The 18,341-nt window shown below is 44.6% G+C and carries 11 protein-coding genes; 2 read left to right on the forward strand and 9 right to left on the reverse strand.

Going from position 1 to position 18,341, the window contains the following annotated elements; translation table 11 throughout:
• Positions 1-403 precede the first annotated feature (403 nt).
• On the reverse strand, positions 404-1,588 hold the full coding sequence (tuf, locus tag ACAY30_RS13165) for an elongation factor Tu (protein ID WP_371189930.1): 1,185 nt from the start codon (positions 1,586-1,588) through the stop codon (positions 404-406).
• Positions 1,589-1,978: 390 nt separating this feature from the next.
• On the opposite strand from tuf (ACAY30_RS13165), the gene fusA (ACAY30_RS13170) reads away from it, so the two are divergent.
• Positions 1,979-4,066 (forward strand): elongation factor G, encoded by a 2,088-nt coding sequence (gene fusA, locus ACAY30_RS13170; protein ID WP_290252158.1) that lies wholly within the window; start codon positions 1,979-1,981, stop codon positions 4,064-4,066.
• Between the two features lie 114 nt (positions 4,067-4,180).
• On the opposite strand, the gene ACAY30_RS13175 is transcribed toward fusA (ACAY30_RS13170), so the two are convergent.
• The 5 genes from ACAY30_RS13175 to ACAY30_RS13195 all read right to left on the reverse strand — a co-directional run bounded on the left by ACAY30_RS13175 (position 4,181) and on the right by ACAY30_RS13195 (position 12,220).
• The gene (locus ACAY30_RS13175) at positions 4,181-5,029 is read right to left on the reverse strand and encodes an SPFH domain-containing protein (protein WP_290252159.1); all 849 of its coding nucleotides are present in this window, start codon (positions 5,027-5,029) and stop codon (positions 4,181-4,183) included.
• A gap of 207 nt (positions 5,030-5,236) precedes the next feature.
• Positions 5,237-7,408 carry a TonB-dependent receptor domain-containing protein gene (locus ACAY30_RS13180; RefSeq protein ID WP_290252160.1) on the reverse strand — a complete coding sequence of 724 codons (2,172 nt, stop codon included), beginning with the start codon at positions 7,406-7,408 and terminating at the stop codon, positions 5,237-5,239.
• 186 nt (positions 7,409-7,594) lie between these two features.
• On the reverse strand, positions 7,595-7,897 hold the full coding sequence (locus ACAY30_RS13185) for a helix-turn-helix transcriptional regulator (protein ID WP_290252161.1): 303 nt from the start codon (positions 7,895-7,897) through the stop codon (positions 7,595-7,597).
• 106 nt (positions 7,898-8,003) lie between these two features.
• Complete coding sequence (locus ACAY30_RS13190) at positions 8,004-11,138, reverse strand: efflux RND transporter permease subunit (RefSeq protein WP_290252162.1); 3,135 nt, start codon at positions 11,136-11,138, stop codon at positions 8,004-8,006.
• A complete protein-coding gene (locus tag ACAY30_RS13195; RefSeq protein WP_290252163.1) occupies positions 11,135-12,220 on the reverse strand; it encodes an efflux RND transporter periplasmic adaptor subunit in 1,086 nt (361 codons plus the stop codon). The genes ACAY30_RS13190 and ACAY30_RS13195 overlap by 4 nt, the downstream gene beginning before the upstream one ends.
• Positions 12,221-12,478: 258 nt before the next feature.
• On the opposite strand from ACAY30_RS13195, the gene ACAY30_RS13200 reads away from it, so the two are divergent.
• Entirely contained in the window at positions 12,479-12,697 is a 219-nt protein-coding gene (locus ACAY30_RS13200; RefSeq protein WP_290252164.1) for a hypothetical protein, read from the forward strand.
• 55 nt (positions 12,698-12,752) lie between these two features.
• Here ACAY30_RS13200 and ACAY30_RS13205 read toward each other — a convergent pair whose 3' ends face one another.
• The 3 genes from ACAY30_RS13205 to fusA (ACAY30_RS13215) form a co-directional block, all read right to left on the reverse strand.
• On the reverse strand, positions 12,753-14,657 hold the full coding sequence (locus tag ACAY30_RS13205) for a S9 family peptidase (protein ID WP_290252165.1): 1,905 nt from the start codon (positions 14,655-14,657) through the stop codon (positions 12,753-12,755).
• A gap of 217 nt (positions 14,658-14,874) precedes the next feature.
• A complete protein-coding gene (tuf, locus tag ACAY30_RS13210; RefSeq protein ID WP_371189930.1) occupies positions 14,875-16,059 on the reverse strand; it encodes an elongation factor Tu in 1,185 nt (394 codons plus the stop codon).
• Positions 16,060-16,136: 77 nt separating this feature from the next.
• Positions 16,137-18,242, reverse strand: coding sequence for an elongation factor G (gene fusA, locus ACAY30_RS13215; protein ID WP_290252156.1), 2,106 nt, complete (start codon positions 18,240-18,242; stop codon positions 16,137-16,139).
• Between the last annotated feature and the right edge of the window lie 99 nt (positions 18,243-18,341).

Below are 18,341 nucleotides of genomic sequence, written 5' to 3' on the forward strand. Positions count from 1 at the left end.
GGTGAGAATGCAAAAAACGCACTAACACATGGACGTGTTTAGGTAGAACAATGTAGGAGCAATTGTCGAGGAGCAGTTTTTTGTCAACACCAGCACTATGACCGCCATGGATGGTGGAAATGCCGAAAATGCATGGAGCAATTTTCGGCCTGTACGACTCAAATAAATCATAAATGATTTAGCCCCATGCCGGAGTCATGTGGCAAATTCGGAAAAATTCTTATGGAAAGAATTTTCACAGCTTCGCTGCCTTTAGGTGGTTGGCATGGATGCCTGACATACAAATTGTCCACTAGGACATTTTTCTCATCGAATTTGTCATCACGGAACACCGTGAAGCCGGCCGTACATACAAAAAGAGCAGCCATTGGCTGCTCTTTTCAGGTTTAGTGTTTAAAAATCATTATTCAATGATTTTTGATACAACACCTGCACCTACTGTACGACCACCTTCACGGATAGCGAAGCGTAAACCTTCGTCCATCGCGATTGGGTTGATTAGCTCAACAACAAACTTTAAGTTGTCGCCTGGCATTACCATTTCTACACCTTCTGGTAACTCTACTGCACCAGTGATGTCCGTTGTACGGAAGTAGAACTGTGGACGGTAGCCTTTGAAGAATGGCGTGTGACGACCACCTTCATCTTTAGTTAGTACGTATACTTCTGACTCGAACTTAGTGTGAGGAGTGATTGAACCTGGCTTAGCAAGTACTTGACCACGTTGTACTTCATCACGCTTAGTACCACGAAGAAGAACACCACAGTTCTCACCAGCACGACCTTCGTCAAGAAGCTTACGGAACATCTCAACACCAGTACACGTTGTTGAAGTAGTGTCTTTGATACCTACGATTTCTACGTCGTCACCTACGCGGATGATACCACGCTCAACACGACCTGTTACAACAGTACCACGACCTTGGATTGAGAATACGTCTTCAATCGGAAGGATGAAGTCACCGTCAATCGCACGCTCTGGCTCTGGGATGTAAGTGTCTAAGTGGTTCGCTAGCTCAAGGATTTTCTCTTCCCATTGAGCTTCGCCGTTCAATGCACCTAGTGCTGAACCTTGAACTACTGGTAAGTCATCACCTGGGAAGTCGTACTCAGATAGAAGTTCACGTACTTCCATTTCTACTAGCTCTAGAAGCTCTTCGTCGTCTACCATGTCACATTTGTTCATGAATACGATGATGTAAGGTACACCAACCTGACGAGAAAGTAGGATGTGCTCACGTGTTTGTGGCATTGGACCATCAGTTGCTGCAACTACTAAGATAGCGCCGTCCATTTGAGCCGCACCAGTGATCATGTTTTTAACGTAGTCGGCGTGGCCTGGACAGTCTACGTGCGCGTAGTGACGGTCAGCTGTGTCGTACTCGATGTGAGAAGTATTGATTGTGATACCACGCTCACGCTCTTCTGGAGCGTTATCGATTTGTGCGAAATCACGAACTTCACCACCGTGAGTTTTAGTTAGAACTGCAGAAATCGCAGCTGTTAGAGTTGTTTTACCGTGGTCAACGTGACCGATAGTACCAACGTTAACGTGCGGTTTCGAACGTTCAAATTTTTCTTTAGCCATTTTAAAAATACCTTAAAAGTTATAAACAAGCGGGCGGCAACCCGAATTTACTGCTTAATTATCGCTCAAAAAACAGCGAATTATTAGTAAATCGTCTATTTTTTTCCTGTTAAAAACAGGCTAGCGAATTTTCAGGGGCACAATTTAGCAAACTGAAGGCTAATTGTCTAAACTTTATGCTTTTATGAGGGGATAAAATGGCAAAAAATTACATTTTTTTTGCCATGTCTCATTTTGTCAGCGGAGTTTACAAACTTTCTTGGCTTTATTGCTTATTTTTTATCAATTTTTGATGTTAGTTTGTCGCAACTGATGTATAATCCGCGCAAAAATTTTTTCGAACCGCGCAAAAAATTTTACGAAACGTTAAATTTAACATAGAGAAATGTAATGGCTGATTTATCAAAATACAGAAACATTGGTATTTTCGCTCACGTTGATGCTGGTAAAACCACCACAACCGAGCGTATCCTTAAACTTACAGGTAAGATCCATAAACTTGGTGAAGTTCACGACGGTGAGTCAACAACTGACTTCATGGAACAAGAAGCTGAGCGTGGTATTACTATCCAGTCTGCTGCTGTTACTTGTGAGTGGAACAAGCACCGTTTTAACGTAATCGACACCCCGGGCCACGTTGACTTCACAGTTGAAGTTTATCGTTCTCTTAAAGTTCTTGACGGTGGTATCGGTGTATTCTGTGGTTCTGGTGGTGTAGAGCCTCAATCAGAAACTAACTGGCGTTACGCGAACGAGTCAAAAGTAGCTCGTTTGATCTTCGTTAACAAACTAGACCGCTTAGGTGCTAACTTCTTCCGCGTTAAGGATCAAGTTAAGAAAGTACTTGGCGCTAACCCTCTTGTTATGACACTTCCAATTGGTGAAGAAGACAACTTCGTAGGTGTTGTAGACGTACTAAGTCAAAAAGCGTACGTTTGGGATGATTCAGGTCAACCAGAAAACTACGAAATCACTGATATTCCAGCAGACCTAGTTGATCAAGCGGCAGAATACCGCGAGCAACTAATCGAAACTGCTTTAGAAGCAGACGAAGACATGCTAATGGACTACTTAGAAGGTGAGTTAGACCCAACTGAAGAGCAAATTAAAGCGTGTATCCGCAAAGGTACTAACGAACTATTGTTCTTCCCTACTTACTGTGGTTCTGCATTCAAGAACAAAGGTATGCAACTTCTTCTTGACGCTGTTGTTGATTACCTACCTTCACCAACTGAAGTTCCACCTCAACCGTTAACTGACGAAGAAGGTGAGCCTACTGGTGAATACGCAATCGTAGACGCTGATGAGCCATTCCGCGCATTAGCATTCAAAATCATGGATGACCGTTTCGGTGCTCTTACCTTCGTACGTATCTACTCTGGTCGTCTGAAGAAAGGTGATACTGTTCTTAACTCATTCACTGGTAAAACAGAACGTATCGGCCGTATGGTTGAGATGCAAGCTGATGACCGTACTGAGCTTACTGAAGCACAAGCAGGTGACATCCTAGCTATCGTTGGTATGAAGAACGTTCAAACTGGTCACACTTTATGTGATGTTAAACAACCTTGTACGCTTGAAGCAATGGTATTCCCAGAGCCAGTAATCTCAATCGCTGTTTCTCCTAAAGAGAAAGGTGGCGCTGAGAAGATGGGTATCGCTATCGGTAAAATGGTTGCTGAAGATCCAACGTTCCAAGTTGAAACTGACGAAGATTCAGGCGAAACCATCCTTAAAGGTATGGGTGAACTTCACTTAGATATCAAAGTAGATATCCTTAAGCGTACTTACGGTGTTGAGTTAGAAGTTGGTAAGCCTCAGGTAGCATACCGTGAGACTATCACTCAAGAAATTGAAGATTCTTACACGCACAAGAAGCAATCTGGTGGTTCAGGTCAATTCGGTAAGATCGATTACCGCATCAAGCCAGGCGAGCCAAACACAGGCTTCAAATTCACCTCAACAGTTGTTGGTGGTAACGTTCCTAAAGAATTCTTCCCTGCTATCGAAAAAGGCTTCGCGAGCATGATGGAAGAAGGTCCAGTAGCTGGCTTCCCAGTACTAGACGTTGAAGTTGAACTATTTGACGGTGGCTACCACGCGGTTGACTCATCAGCAGTTGCGTTTGAAATCGCTGCTCGTGGCGCGTTCCGTCAATCAATGCCAAAAGCTGGTGCTCAATTACTAGAGCCAGTGATGAAGGTTGACGTGTTCACTCCAGAAGACAACGTTGGTGACGTTATCGGTGACTTAAACCGTCGTCGTGGTATGATCAAAGACCAAGAAGCTGGCACTACCGGTGTTCGCATTAAAGCTGACGTTCCTCTATCAGAAATGTTCGGTTACATTGGTCACTTACGTACTATCACTTCAGGTCGTGGTCAATTCTCTATGGAATTCAGCCACTACTCAGCAGCTCCAGCAAACATCGCTGAGCAAGTTGTTGCAGAAGTAAAAGAGCGTAACGCTAACAAGTAACAACAACTTTGTTATTCATGAAAAAAGGTCGCATTTGCGACCTTTTTTATTATCTCAATAACCAGTACAGCTGTTTTGATTGAGCAGTTAAACAACAACGCAATTAATAGCGTGTTAATTTCCCTTGCGTATCGATTTCGTATCCATCATCAAGCTCATATTCTGCATATTGGCTGGTACGACAATCACTCCGCCTTCGTTATTAGCAAACATTTTCAGCGCTTCATTTAGCTCGTGTTGTAAGTACTCTGGCGTTAACGATGAATTTATAATGGCATTTGCCTCTGCAATACCGCGGGCTCTGGCTATTTCAATTTCCGCGTCTTTGCCAGCTATTTCCACTTCAACCTTTTTCGCCTCAAGTGTTTTTTGCGCCTGAACCGCTTTTTGAATCGCCGCTTCAATGGTAGGATCAGTATTAAGAGCGCGAATAGCTACGCGGGTAATAGTGAAGATGCCCGGATCTTTATCGTCAAGTTTCAACTGCAACTCCGTTGCTATACCCAAGCGCAATTGGTCGCGATTTCGGTGTAGCGCTAGCGAATCAATTTTGGTCACCTCTTCGTAGATGACGTCACGCCCCTCGCGGTAAACAACATTATAAGCCGGCAGCAACGCGTCTTTACCCTTGGTATACGACGCCGCATATTTAACCATCATTTCTGATATCTTACTCGGGTCAACCTTGTAATAAATACTGATATCAAGATCTTGTAAACGCAGGTTATCACGTGCTTTAGGACGCAGATCATTAAAGTCTATCGCTATTTCTTTTGCAGAGAATTCATAGGCTTGAGTCAGTAAGGGCAACTTCCAGTTTAACCCAGCTGGAACTTCTTCCATATCCACCGTACCTAAGGTTTTTTCGACGGCGATATGGCCGGTATCAACAACGTACCAAGACGTAAAGAGCATTAAAGCGATGATCAATACGGTAATCGAGCTAAACACTTTTGAAATCATTCAATTCACCTTTATTATTTTTTTCAATAGGTTAACAAAACACTATTGAAAAGAGTAGGTAAATGTTTAGTCGATAAATGAAAGGGTTAACACAGTAAAGCAAAGACTTCGCCTGTGACTAACAAAGACGTTTGATAATGCGTTCATGTTACCACATAAAAAAGGCGCCATCAGGCGCCTTGATATGCTTGTGAACACATCACTAACTTAAAATGAGTAGCTATAACCCAAGGTTAGGGTACGTGGCTTGCCAACCATCGTTGAACCATGGGTGCGACTGGTCACGTAAGTTTGATCAAACACGTTATCGACAGTTAACGATAGTTTTTGCGCTTTATCCAATGCGTAGTGTGCGCTTAAGTCCGTTATGGTACGGCTATCGATACGCTGGTCAGCAACCAAAGTGCCTTGGCCTGCTTGCGTGCGCATGTCACCCATGTAACGAACTAAGACATTCGCAGTGAACTGTTCAAACTCTACGCCTACGGTTAATTGCAGTTGTTGTTCCGGAACATACGGCAATTCATCACCAGAGCTTACATCACCCCAAGTATCTAGACCTGACGAAAATGAGTTTTGGAATTCCGTCTCGGTAAAGGTGTAAGCTAAATCAACTGGGATAACGAAACTACCAAATGCAAAACTGTCACCCAATTTAATTTCAACACCGCTAATTTCAACTTCACCAGCGTTGTACTGATTACCAATATTATCTTCATCACAACCTTGGCTAGCAGTACAGTTACCGTGCATGTTGTCGTAATCAGAATAGAAAGCGATTGCTTCAGCATGTAAGCTATCAACAATGTAACGCGCACCGAATTCGTAGTTTACACTTTCCTCGTTTTCTGCTTGCTCGTTGCCTGGTGCTGGAGGTGCAAAACCTTTTTGTACACCAGCTAACAAAATCAATTCGTCAGTCAGCTTGTAGGTTAATGCAAGTGACGGTAAAACTACGTCAACGTTATTTTTCTTGCGACTTGGGTCCAGGTCACGACCGCTGTCGTTTTTACCCCAATCTTTGCGCTTAATGATTATATCTTCGTAACGAAGACCGGCGTTAACCACAAAATTGCCAATAGTCCACTCATCGTGAACAAATAACGCCAGCGCCTCAGCACTGTCAATGCGGTTTGAGTCTGTACCTGGTACGCCAGCACTGCTCAACGTCATCGTATAGTCGGCGCCTAACTCGTACTTATCTACCCACTGGAAACGATCCATTTGATCTTCGTGATAGCGCACACCAAACTTCATTTGGTGATCATTAAGATCGGCGTTTAATACCGTTTGCACACCTTGCGATAAGTAGTCGCGATTGTTGGCTTTAATGTCAACGGCCAAGGTATCTGCGCCAGCGCCTTGATCAAATTCGGCTGCAGCTTCGACACCGCCTGAGCCCAAGCTCAAACCACCGATTTTGCTCGCTTTGTACCAATTGCGGTGAAAATCATTGTAATAAGCATTAGTGCTTAACGTTAACCGCTCTGATAGGTTGATAAAGTGGTTTACTTGCAATTGCTTGTGCTCGGTTGCCATGTTATCGAGCTGTGACGCTGAATAACGGCTATATGGATTACTAGCAAAATCAGCGTCAGTTAAACCGATATAGGTTTCATTTGAATCTTCGTCAGAGTATTTTAATTTGAACTCTAATTCCTGATAATACTTGGCGTTGTCGTCACTGTTAAAGCGAACTTTCGTTAGCACATCATTTTTTTCAAAACCACTATCGCGATCGGTGTGATTAATATTTTTAAAGCCATCCGCTTGATAGTGGAATACCTCAAAAACTGAGCTAACATTATCGCCTTTTCCGCCGGCATAAGCGTGTAGCTTGGCAAAACCGTCTTCGCCCAAGTTGGCTTTGAATTGACCAGCAAAATCTTGCTCGGGTATTTGACGCGATAACATATTTACCACACCACCGGTCGTGCGCGGGCCATACATAGCACTAGACGTACCTTTTAGTACTTCAATTTGAGTCATACGACCTGAGGTTGGAAAATAATAAGCAGAAGGCGCAGCATAAGGAGCTGGAGCAGCCAATACATTATCTTCCATAATAGTGACTTTTTCGCTGCGGTTTTGACCGGTACCACGCATGCCGACATTTGGACGTAAACCGTAACCGTCTTCTTCAAGAACGTATACACCTGGTACCGCTGTTAAGGTACGCATGATATCGGTGTAATCAAACTTCTCTAATGTTTTCGCATCGAGCATATGAGCAGAGCCAGGCACATCATTAACTGGGTTAGATTTTGAAAAGATAGTGACGAGTTCAATATCTTTCACCTGCTCTTTTGCCATTGCCGGCATAGCGGCTACAACAGCTAAACAAATCAAGCTTGGTTTAATAAATGTTGCGGTTTTCATGTGGTTTTCTACCTGATTAAAACAGTCTTATACGACAATGAGGCGCATTTAAACACAAACCTAAATGCGAATCAATCTTATTTACAATTTTATTCTCTATTTTTGATCTGGCGCAAAATTGTTGCTAACCACAAGCAAATAAGGCCGCATTGCGACCTTATTTTGTTTTATACAGGATGAGTTGCATCAACAGAACTGCTGCTGCAGAAATTGGATCAGTAGAATGGCTGTTGGGTTGGCGATCGAATAGTAAATCGTTTGCGACTCGCGCCGAGTCTTCACCAGGCCCTCTTGTCTTAACTTAGCTAAATGCTGTGATAAACTCGACTGGCTTAAGTCAACACATTGATTCAGCTCTCCTACGGACATCTCCTTTTCGCCAAGGTGACACAGAATCAATAAGCGATTTTCATTGCTTACCGCTTTGAGCAAATCAACCGCTTGGCGGGCATTAGCTCTCATGTCATCAATATCTAATTGCGCTTGCATAACATCCCTAGTCTCTCGTCCGCAGTTAGTAGTATATTAGATCAGGATTGGGGTCTGGTCTATAGTCGAAGCGGTAGCGCTTGCATTGCAATCCGGTTTTGCGCTATTAAACGCCATTGTCATTCACCTCATCTGCAACCAGCGTCACTAACAGTGACGGTAAAAACGTTAAAGTGAGAATTGTTGAAGCAAAAATACCACTCAATACAATAATACCAACCCCGCGATAGAGTTCAGTACCTTCCCCTGGGATCAACACCAAGGGTGCTAGACCAAAAATAGTCGTTGCGGTTGACATCATAATTGGCTTAATCCGTTTTTGTAATGCCTGTGCGACCGCCTCTTTTACCGCTAAGCCATCACTGACAAAGCGTCGGGTTTGATCGACAATGAGTATCGGGTTATTAACCACCGTCCCCAGCAAAATTAAAAACCCCAGCATCGTAATCATATCAAATGGTTGATGGAGAGCATTCATTCCCAACGTGGCAAGTAAACCATTTACCCCATTAACAGTAATAAGGCCAAGCAAGCCTCCCGCCATACCCAACGGCACGGTTGCTAAGATAAATAGCGGGTAACGCCAATGATTAAAAATGGCCACTAGCAACAGATAACAGAGCACCAGAGCAATGGCAAAGTTACCGGTCAACGCCCCCCGAGTTTGCTCCAATTGATCAGCCGCACCACTGATGCTGACATTGACACCTTGAGCTATTTGTCCTTGTCGCCACAATGCAGGTAGCAGTTGCTCACGTACCCGCTTTTCAGCATTTTCCAATGCTACACTGCGCGGTGGAATAATATAAACGGTGACGGTTCGATTGCCGTCGATACGGCGCACGGAATTACTGTTTTGGCTGGTGATTAAATCAGCAAGTGCGTTGAGTGGCAATATTTGTCCATCGCTTACCGCAATAGGCGTAAATGCGAGCGAGTCTAAGTCTTGTTCATAACCACGACCACTAAACATAAAAATATCAATTTTGTCATCGTTCAATATAAACTCGTCGACATAGGCACCGTCACTCATTGCTGCAACGGTGTAGCCAAAGTCGCGGTTACTCATACCTAACTCCGCTAAGCGATGCCAGCGCGGTTTTATTTCAATCAGCGGCTGATCTAAGGTTAAAGAGCCAGGTTGCGAGTTAATTTGAGGATTATCAAATAACTGTTTGGCTTGTTGGTATACTGCTTCGGCGGCTTGGTACAATTCAACGATATTACTACCTGAAATATCGACGGCTACCGCGCGCGTCCCCCCGTCATTACTTGAAATAATCGAACCGCGAGCAGAAAACGCTCGCATGTTGTCATAGCTGCGAAACTTTTCGGTGATTGCATCCATCATCGCACCAATGTGTTCGGCGTCCACCGGCGCACTTAAAAACCAAATACGCCCCACCGATACCGACATCGAATAATAGGCAAGTGGTGGCATATTGGTGTTGCCGTTGACAAAATCATCATCGTCGGCATTGAGGTACTGGGCAAAATAACTGCGCAATTCATCACCGATGCGTTCCATCTCCGTAAGGTTGTAGTTAGGGGGTGCAATCATCATTGAAAACGCCTTGGGCTCCTCGCCTTCGGGCAAATATTCAGCAGCCGGCATAAAATAATACGCCGCTGCCAAGATAACTAGCGAAATAGCGATAACACTGGTCAAAGCCCGCTGGCGCGTTGCGTAAAACTTACTGGATACCTTCAGCCAAACCGCTGACAACTTAAACTGACGCCCCTTTTCTAGGTCAGCAGCACCGACCAAGCCATTAAGCAACACTGGGACCACAAAAATCGCCACTAACATTGACGCAATGATCGCGCCTGATATGGCAATGGCGATATCTGAGTAAAGTTGCCCAGCTTCTTGTTCAACAAACAGAATGGGAGCAAATACTAATACCGTTGTTGCTGTTGACGCCAGTACTGCCGGCCACACATCTTGCACACCGCTAACCGCTGCTTGAAAGCGACTTACCCCCTTGCGCTTTGCCTGTACAATCGACTCGAGTACGACGATGGTATTATCGACCGTCATACCTATTGCAAAGGCAACCCCAGCTAGCGAAATAACATTAATGGTTCGGTTGAACACCATAAGTGCCCAAAACGCAGCTATGGTACAAATCGGAATACCTAGCACGCCGACCAAGGTCGCTTTGCCCGAGCGCAAAAAGTAATACATCACTAATGTCGCCAAAAGTGCGCCTAAAATTAGATTAATCCACACGTTTTCAAGTGAACTTTGCACATATTGTACATCGTCGCTAGTCAAGTTCAGCTGCAAGCCGTTTTGGCTCAGTAAATCTCGATTGATTTGCTCAACCACCTGCAGCATATCGCGCTTGATGTTAATCACATTGGAGCCGTCTTCACGACGCACCGACAAGGTTAAGGTACGCTCACCATTGTTAAACGATATACTGCGCGTTTCAAAGTGGTCTAAGCGAACAGTGGCGACATCCTTGAGTAAAATATTGGCCCCGTCAATGCGCTTAATGATCAAATTCTCCAGTTGTTCTAACTGTTCAAAACGGCTCACCACGCGCAGTAAATAACGACTTGTGCCAGTCTCGATATCACCGGCTGACGCATCTTTATTGCGATTGCGAATCGCGTCGCGCAGCTCGGGTAAACTGATATTGCGTTGGGCTAGTTTGCTGGCGTCAACTTTTATTTGAATTTGACGCTCTGCCCCACCGCGCACATCCACCTCAGACACGCCTTCGACACTTTCCATGCGAGGGCGAATGTAATCATCGGCAAAATCGCGCAGTAAATCGACATCGAGGTCCAACGGGTTACCGGGTAAGGGCTTGAGTACAAAATACATGAAGGCATTACCCGAAAACGAACTTGAAAAAATTCTTGGTTGGTCGACGTTTTCAGGATAAGACGGTACCTGACTCAATGCGTTATTGACACGTATCAGCGCATCGTTAACATCGATACCAAAGGGAAACTCTAATTCAATAGAGGCACTGCCCATATCGGCAAATGATGTCATCCGCTTTAGATTAGTGACGCTGCGCAAATAGCGCTCTTGCTCTATCAAGATTTCCTTCTCAATATCTTGAGGCGTAGCGCCAGGCCAACCGGTTTGCACGGTAATCGTGCGAACTTGCAGGTCAGGTATCATTTGCACAGGGATGTTCAACGCTGCAACAATCCCCAACAAACAGGCGATAGATAAGATAACCGCGACCAGTGTACCGCGCTGTACCGCTTGCACTATCATGGCTGACCACCTTGATTGTCATCATTGATGGTCACCGGTTCACCGTCTTTCAACAGCTCGACAGCCGATACGACAATAGGGTGTGTGGTGGGAATGCCCACTACCCCCATTTGTTGTTGCTTTTGCTGAACGACATCAACTATATAGCGCTTGGCTTTACTATCAACCACTGCAAAAACACTAAAGCCACCATCGGGGTGTTGCTTTACCGCTTGCTTGGGCAACCAAACCACCGCGGTTGCAGCGGTCGGTAGTTGAACATTAACCGTTGCCGACATACCGGCCAACAAAGGGCTATTAATGGGTAAGTTGACATAACCTAGTAAAGCGCGCGTGTTGCGATTGGATACGGTGACCAATCGATCGAGTTCTGTCGCTATCGGTTGTGCACCAGTAAAATCTGGCAATACGGTTACCGCCACATTGTGGTTACTGGCCAGTAAGCCGTAATATTCTTGGGGGATAGCAACTCTTACTCTTAACCGGTTTTGCTCCACTAAGGTAAACGTTGCAGATTGTTGCGTAACCCACTCGCCGACATCGATAAGGCGCTCGCTAATAATACCGTTAAACGGTGCGTAAAGCGTATGCTGTTGGAGAATCGCTTGTTGCAAATCCATGTGCGCTTTTAAGCGAGCGAGCTTTGATTCAGCTGTAGCAATTAGAGCACGGCGCTCCTGTAACTGAGTTGCAGGTACCAGTTGCTGCTTCGATAACGTCACCGATTCTTGATACTGGCGCTTTGCTTCGCTTACCTCAATCAATGCCGCATCAACGTCAGCTTTGGCTTGCGATAGGTCAAGCTGAGCCAGTGTATTGTCTATCTCTAATAACTTTTGTCCTGCTTGTACTCTATCACCCACTTCAACAAAGATTTCGGCAACAACACCGGCTTGAAGAGTGGCTAAATTTGCATTTTGATGCGCTTCAACTGTGCCACTTAAACTCACCAACTTTTGACTGTCGATCGCCTTAGTACTAACCACATCGACCGCGACGGGCTGTGCGTGTACTGTTGCTGGTAGCGACATCGACCAAATCGCGACAAATACAGTTAATAAACGATAAGCATACAAGGACATGAAAAAAATCTCATAGTTTCAGAATGATAGACTGTTATCAACTATAAGTGGAAGGTGCATCGATAATCAATATAAAAAATACTGATGGCAAGAACTCTCCAATAGCAACCCTATCCACGGTTCTGTCGCAAAACACGGTATAGCATATACTGGGCGTTTATAACGACTGTACAAGTGGTACTTACCGTCGTTGCAATTAGATCATATCTTTTCTGTTGACTAGAATATAACCATTAAATTGGTGAAAGGGGCTTAGTGATGAAACTTCACGATTTACACAACGAAGTTCAAACGGGTATTCTCGACTACCTTGCTGCCCACCCTAATGCGATGGGATCTGTTGAACATATTTGTAACGGATGGCTTGCTAATGAGAAATATCAACACAACCTAGAACAGGTAAAAAGCGCCGTCGACATCATGGTAAAGCGCGGTGAACTGATACCTCGACTTGGCGGTGACTTTTATTCGCTCTAAAAAAAATGCCCGATACTTTTTTGATCGGGCATTGTTATATCAACCTAAAATACACTTAGATATGCTTAGCAATAAATTTATCAATAGCTTTGAGTGCTTGCATTCGATTATTACTGTTACTTAGATAATGATCGCCTTGCTCGAGCTCGATATATTCGACTGAGCGCCTTTTGTCTTCAAGCTCATCTGCCATAGCTTCAGACTGGTGGCTAGGAACGACTTTGTCGTGCTCACCGTGAATAAGTAATATTGGAATTTTTACTTTTTCAACGTGATTGATAGGCGAAATTTGTTGCAAGTGATTATCGGCCAAATTATCGGCCGCAATTACATTGCGCCAATATTCCACCACCCAGTGATTTGAACCATAGTCTCGTTTTTCGTCGCGCATCATACGTTCGATATCAGCAACACCATTAATAGACACCGCACACTGATATACATCAGGCGTAAATGTTGCCCCAGCTAACGCAGCATAGCCCCCGTAACTGAGTCCAACAATACAAACGCGATCTTGATCAACATAGCCCGATTTAACTAACGTACGCACCGCGTCTGTCAGGTCATCCTGCATTTTACGACCCCATTCGCCACGACCTTTGGCTTTAAAATCCCAACCAAAACCATCTGAACCGCGAAATTGTGGCTGAATAACCAAATAGCCTCGACTGGAAAAATACTGCGCCAACCAGTCAAAACGAACTCTGTCGTAAGCCTCCGGACCACCGTGTGGTAACATAATCGCTGGTAACTTTTTTAGCTCTTTATTTGGTAGGGTTAATAGCGTAGGAATTTTTAGACCATCGCGTACTTTAATCTCAGTTTTGACAATTTGATGCACGCGCTCCGATGGTATTTTCGGCCGCTGACTTGCGATAAAATTAAAACCATTTTTATCGTATAGGTAGTAATCACCTGCGCTGCCATTACCCTCTACTAAAAATAGTATCTTCTGCCAATCTGGAGTGTAATCCACTAAGGTTACTGAGTTGTCAGGAAGCATTTCGACAACCTCATTAACCACGGTTGCAATATTACTATCAATAAAGTCATAGCTCGGGGTAAAACCAGAGTAGCGCACACCGTAAACGATGCGGTTTATGTCGGTGATCACCGACTCAACATCTTTACTATCGTGGTTAAAATGCGGAGCACTTATTTTACCGTCCTTTAAGGCCATCGTGTGATAGGCAACACGACCGTTCTCGTGATATTGAAGCATCACTAAATGTTTTATATCTGCCGTTAAGCCAACAAACGATTTGGTTCGAATACTTGCCGTTTCACTAAATATCTCATGCCAATCACCGTCATCATGTACCTCAATACGGTGCTTGTTCGATCTTTCATCGTAGCGTTCTCTGGCAATCACCGTGTCGTTGTGAATGAAAAAATCGATCGTATCATCATGACCTCGGGCGAAGCGACGAGGACCACGTCTCGAATCTAATTTAGATTCATACAAGTTAAAATTGGTCGAGTCTTCCCATGCGGGCATATAAACCGATTTACCGTCATTGGCAACTCCGACAATCCGCCCTAGTGCCGTTTGTCCCTCATAGATATCATCTCCTCGACGCAGTAACTGCTTAATCGACTTATCGCTAATGTTATAGCTAAATGCCACGCTAACGTCATGTCTGCCGCGATACCCCAACAGTTTAGCGTTGTCACTGACCACCAAAATCAATCGTTGGTCGTCGATAAAATAGGCATTTGTAGGACGAATCTCGCTGAGATCTACCGCCGCTATCGACTTCTTCTGCTTTAAGTCGTAGACCATATAAAAGTCTTTACCCGCTGAGCCATCGGTAACTCGGTAAGCTATTCTGTCGCCACTCGGTGCGATGCGCATCATACTGGTGCGTTCTAACTCGCCAAACACATCCAAAGGCAACTCAGACTGTGCACATACCGCACAACTTAGCCAAAATAAGCAAAAAGACAGGAATCGTTTCACGTGTTCTTCCTTGAAGATCAAAATTATTATTATCAGTAAATCAAACATAGCACAGTGGCCACTGGTTGGTAAATAATCCGTTATGTAATTGGTATTGCGGCATGTTGTAAACCTAAACCTCGAAACACTGAAAAGTGCTTAAATGGGAATTTTAAGGACGCACAAACAAAAAGAGCAGCCAATGGCTGCTCTTTTCAGGTTTAGTGTTTAAAAATCATTATTCAATGATTTTTGATACAACACCAGCACCTACTGTACGACCACCTTCACGGATAGCGAAGCGTAAACCTTCGTCCATCGCGATTGGGTTGATTAGCTCAACAACAAACTTTAAGTTGTCGCCTGGCATTACCATTTCTACACCTTCTGGTAACTCAACTGCACCAGTGATGTCCGTTGTACGGAAGTAGAACTGTGGACGGTAGCCTTTGAAGAATGGCGTGTGACGACCACCTTCATCTTTAGTTAGTACGTATACTTCTGACTCAAACTTAGTGTGAGGAGTGATTGAACCTGGCTTAGCAAGTACTTGACCACGTTGTACTTCATCACGCTTAGTACCACGAAGAAGAACACCACAGTTCTCACCAGCACGACCTTCGTCAAGAAGCTTACGGAACATCTCAACACCAGTACACGTTGTTGAAGTAGTGTCTTTGATACCTACGATTTCTACGTCGTCACCTACGCGGATGATACCACGCTCAACACGACCTGTTACAACAGTACCACGACCTTGGATTGAGAATACGTCTTCAATCGGAAGGATGAAGTCACCGTCAATCGCACGCTCTGGCTCTGGGATGTAAGTGTCTAAGTGGTTCGCTAGCTCAAGGATTTTCTCTTCCCATTGAGCTTCGCCGTTCAATGCACCTAGTGCTGAACCTTGAACTACTGGTAAGTCATCACCTGGGAAGTCGTACTCAGATAGAAGTTCACGTACTTCCATTTCTACTAGCTCTAGAAGCTCTTCGTCATCAACCATGTCACATTTGTTCATGAATACGATGATGTAAGGTACACCAACCTGACGAGAAAGTAGGATGTGCTCACGAGTTTGTGGCATTGGGCCGTCAGTTGCTGCAACTACTAAGATCGCGCCGTCCATTTGAGCAGCACCAGTGATCATGTTTTTAACGTAGTCGGCGTGACCTGGACAGTCTACGTGCGCGTAGTGACGGTCAGCTGTGTCGTACTCGATGTGAGAAGTGTTGATTGTGATACCACGCTCACGCTCTTCTGGAGCGTTATCGATTTGTGCGAAATCACGAACTTCACCACCGTGAGTTTTAGTTAAAACTGCAGAGATAGCAGCAGTTAGAGTTGTTTTACCGTGGTCAACGTGGCCGATTGTACCAACGTTAACGTGCGGTTTCGAACGTTCAAATTTTTCTTTAGCCATCTTAAATGTACCTTAAAGTTAAAGTTGTCTGCATGGCAGACGCGTAATTGAATTTTTATTTTTTGCTATCCAGCGGCCTAAAAATGGCCACCTTCAATAATTGCATCAGTAACGTTTTTCGGTGCTTCAGCGTATTGCTTAAACTCCATAGAGTATGATGCACGGCCCTGCGTTGCACTGCGAAGGTCGGTTGCGTAACCGAACATTTCGCCAAGTGGTACAACGGCATTAACCAATTTCATGCCGGCAGGACCTTCATCCATACCTTCAATCATGCCGCGACGACGGTTTAAGTCGCCAACAACATCACCCATGTTTTCTTCAGGGGTGGTTACTTCAACCTTCATCATCGGCTCTAACAAGACTGGATTTGCATCCATTGCACCTTGTTTGAAACCCATAGATGCGGCGATTTTAAATGCCATCTCATTAGAGTCAACATCGTGGAACGAACCATCAAATAATGTGACTTTAATGTCTAGCATTGGGAATCCGGCCAACACACCGTTTTCCATTTGTTCTTGACAACCTTTTTCAACGGCTGCCCAGTATTCTCTCGGAACTGCGCCACCAACGATTTCAGATTCAAACTGGAATCCTTCGCCTTCGCCAATAGGCTCCATGCGCAACCAAACATGACCAAACTGACCGCGGCCACCAGATTGACGCACAAACTTACCTTCAACTTCAACTGATTTGCGAATCGTTTCGCGGTAAGACACTTGTGGTTTACCAACATTCGCGTCAACCTTGAATTCACGCTTCATCCGATCAACGATAATGTCTAGGTGTAGCTCGCCCATACCAGAAATAATTGTTTGCCCTGTTTCCTCGTCGGTTTCAACGCGGAACGACGGATCTTCAGCCGCAAGTTTACCCAAAGCAATACCCATTTTTTCTTGGTCGGCTTTAGTTTTCGGCTCTACTGCTACCGAGATTACCGGCTCAGGGAATTCCATGCGCTCTAAGGTAATCACGTTTTGCTGATCACATAAGGTATCACCCGTGGTAACGTCTTTCATACCGATCAGTGCGGCGATATCACCGGCGCGAACTTCTTTAATTTCTTCGCGGTTGTTTGAGTGCATTTGCACGATACGGCCAATGCGCTCTTTTTTGCCTTTAACAGGGTTATACACCATGTCGCCGGTTTTCAGGATACCTGAATAGACGCGAACAAACGTTAACGTACCAACAAACGGGTCTGTTGCGATCTTAAACGCAAGCGCGGCAAACGGTGCCTTGTCATCTGCCTCGCGGGTGTCTTCGGTTTCGTTTTTGTCGTCTTTAATACCTTTAATCGCTTCAACTTCGGTTGGCGACGGTAAATATTCAACCACAGCGTCTAGTACCGCTTGTACACCTTTGTTTTTGAAAGCACTACCACAGGTAGTTAACACAATGTCATTTCTCAATGTCAGTTGACGCAACGCAGCTTTGATCTCTTGCTCAGACAACTCACCTTCTTCAAGGTATTTGTCCATAAGTTCGTCGCTTGCTTCGGCAGCAGACTCAACTAAGTGTTCATGCCACTCTTGCGCAAGGTCGACCATATCCGCTGGAATTTCTTCGTATTCAAAGGTCATACCTTGGTCGGCTTCATTCCAGTTGATGGCTTTCATTTTGACTAAGTCAATAACACCGGTGAAGTCTTCTTCACTACCAATTGCCAATTGAATTGGTACAGCATTGGCTCCTAAGCGGTCTTTACATTGTTTTACAACGTTTAAGTAGTCAGCGCCCATGCGATCCATCTTGTTGACGAAAACCATACGCGGAACTTTGTATTTTTCCATCTGACGCCAAACGGTTTCAGTTTGCGGTTGTACGCCTGATGAGCCACACAGAACTAATACGGCGCCATCTAACACGCGTAGTGAACGTTCCACTTCAATGGTAAAGTCAACGTGGCCTGGGGTGTCGATAATGTTAATACGGTGGTCTTCGAATTGGCCTTGCATGCCTTTCCAAAAACACGTAGTCGCCGCTGAGGTAATGGTAATACCGCGCTCTTGTTCTTGTTCCATCCAGTCCATGGTAGCAGCGCCATCATGCACTTCACCAATCTTGTGAGATAAACCGGTATAAAACAAAACGCGTTCTGTTGTTGTCGTTTTACCTGCATCTACGTGTGCAGCAATACCTATGTTACGGTAACGTTCAATAGGGGTTGTACGAGCCACTGATGGATTCCTCTATAGTCGGCGTGTTCCTTAAACTAACTTTCGAAAATACTAAAGATACTTTAGAAAGTAAGCTTCTAAAACCATTAACTGTTGTTG

Origin of the sequence: Thalassotalea ponticola, from assembly GCF_041379045.1 — a bacterium.
Classification (GTDB): Bacteria; Pseudomonadota; Gammaproteobacteria; order Enterobacterales; family Alteromonadaceae; genus Thalassotalea_A; species Thalassotalea_A ponticola.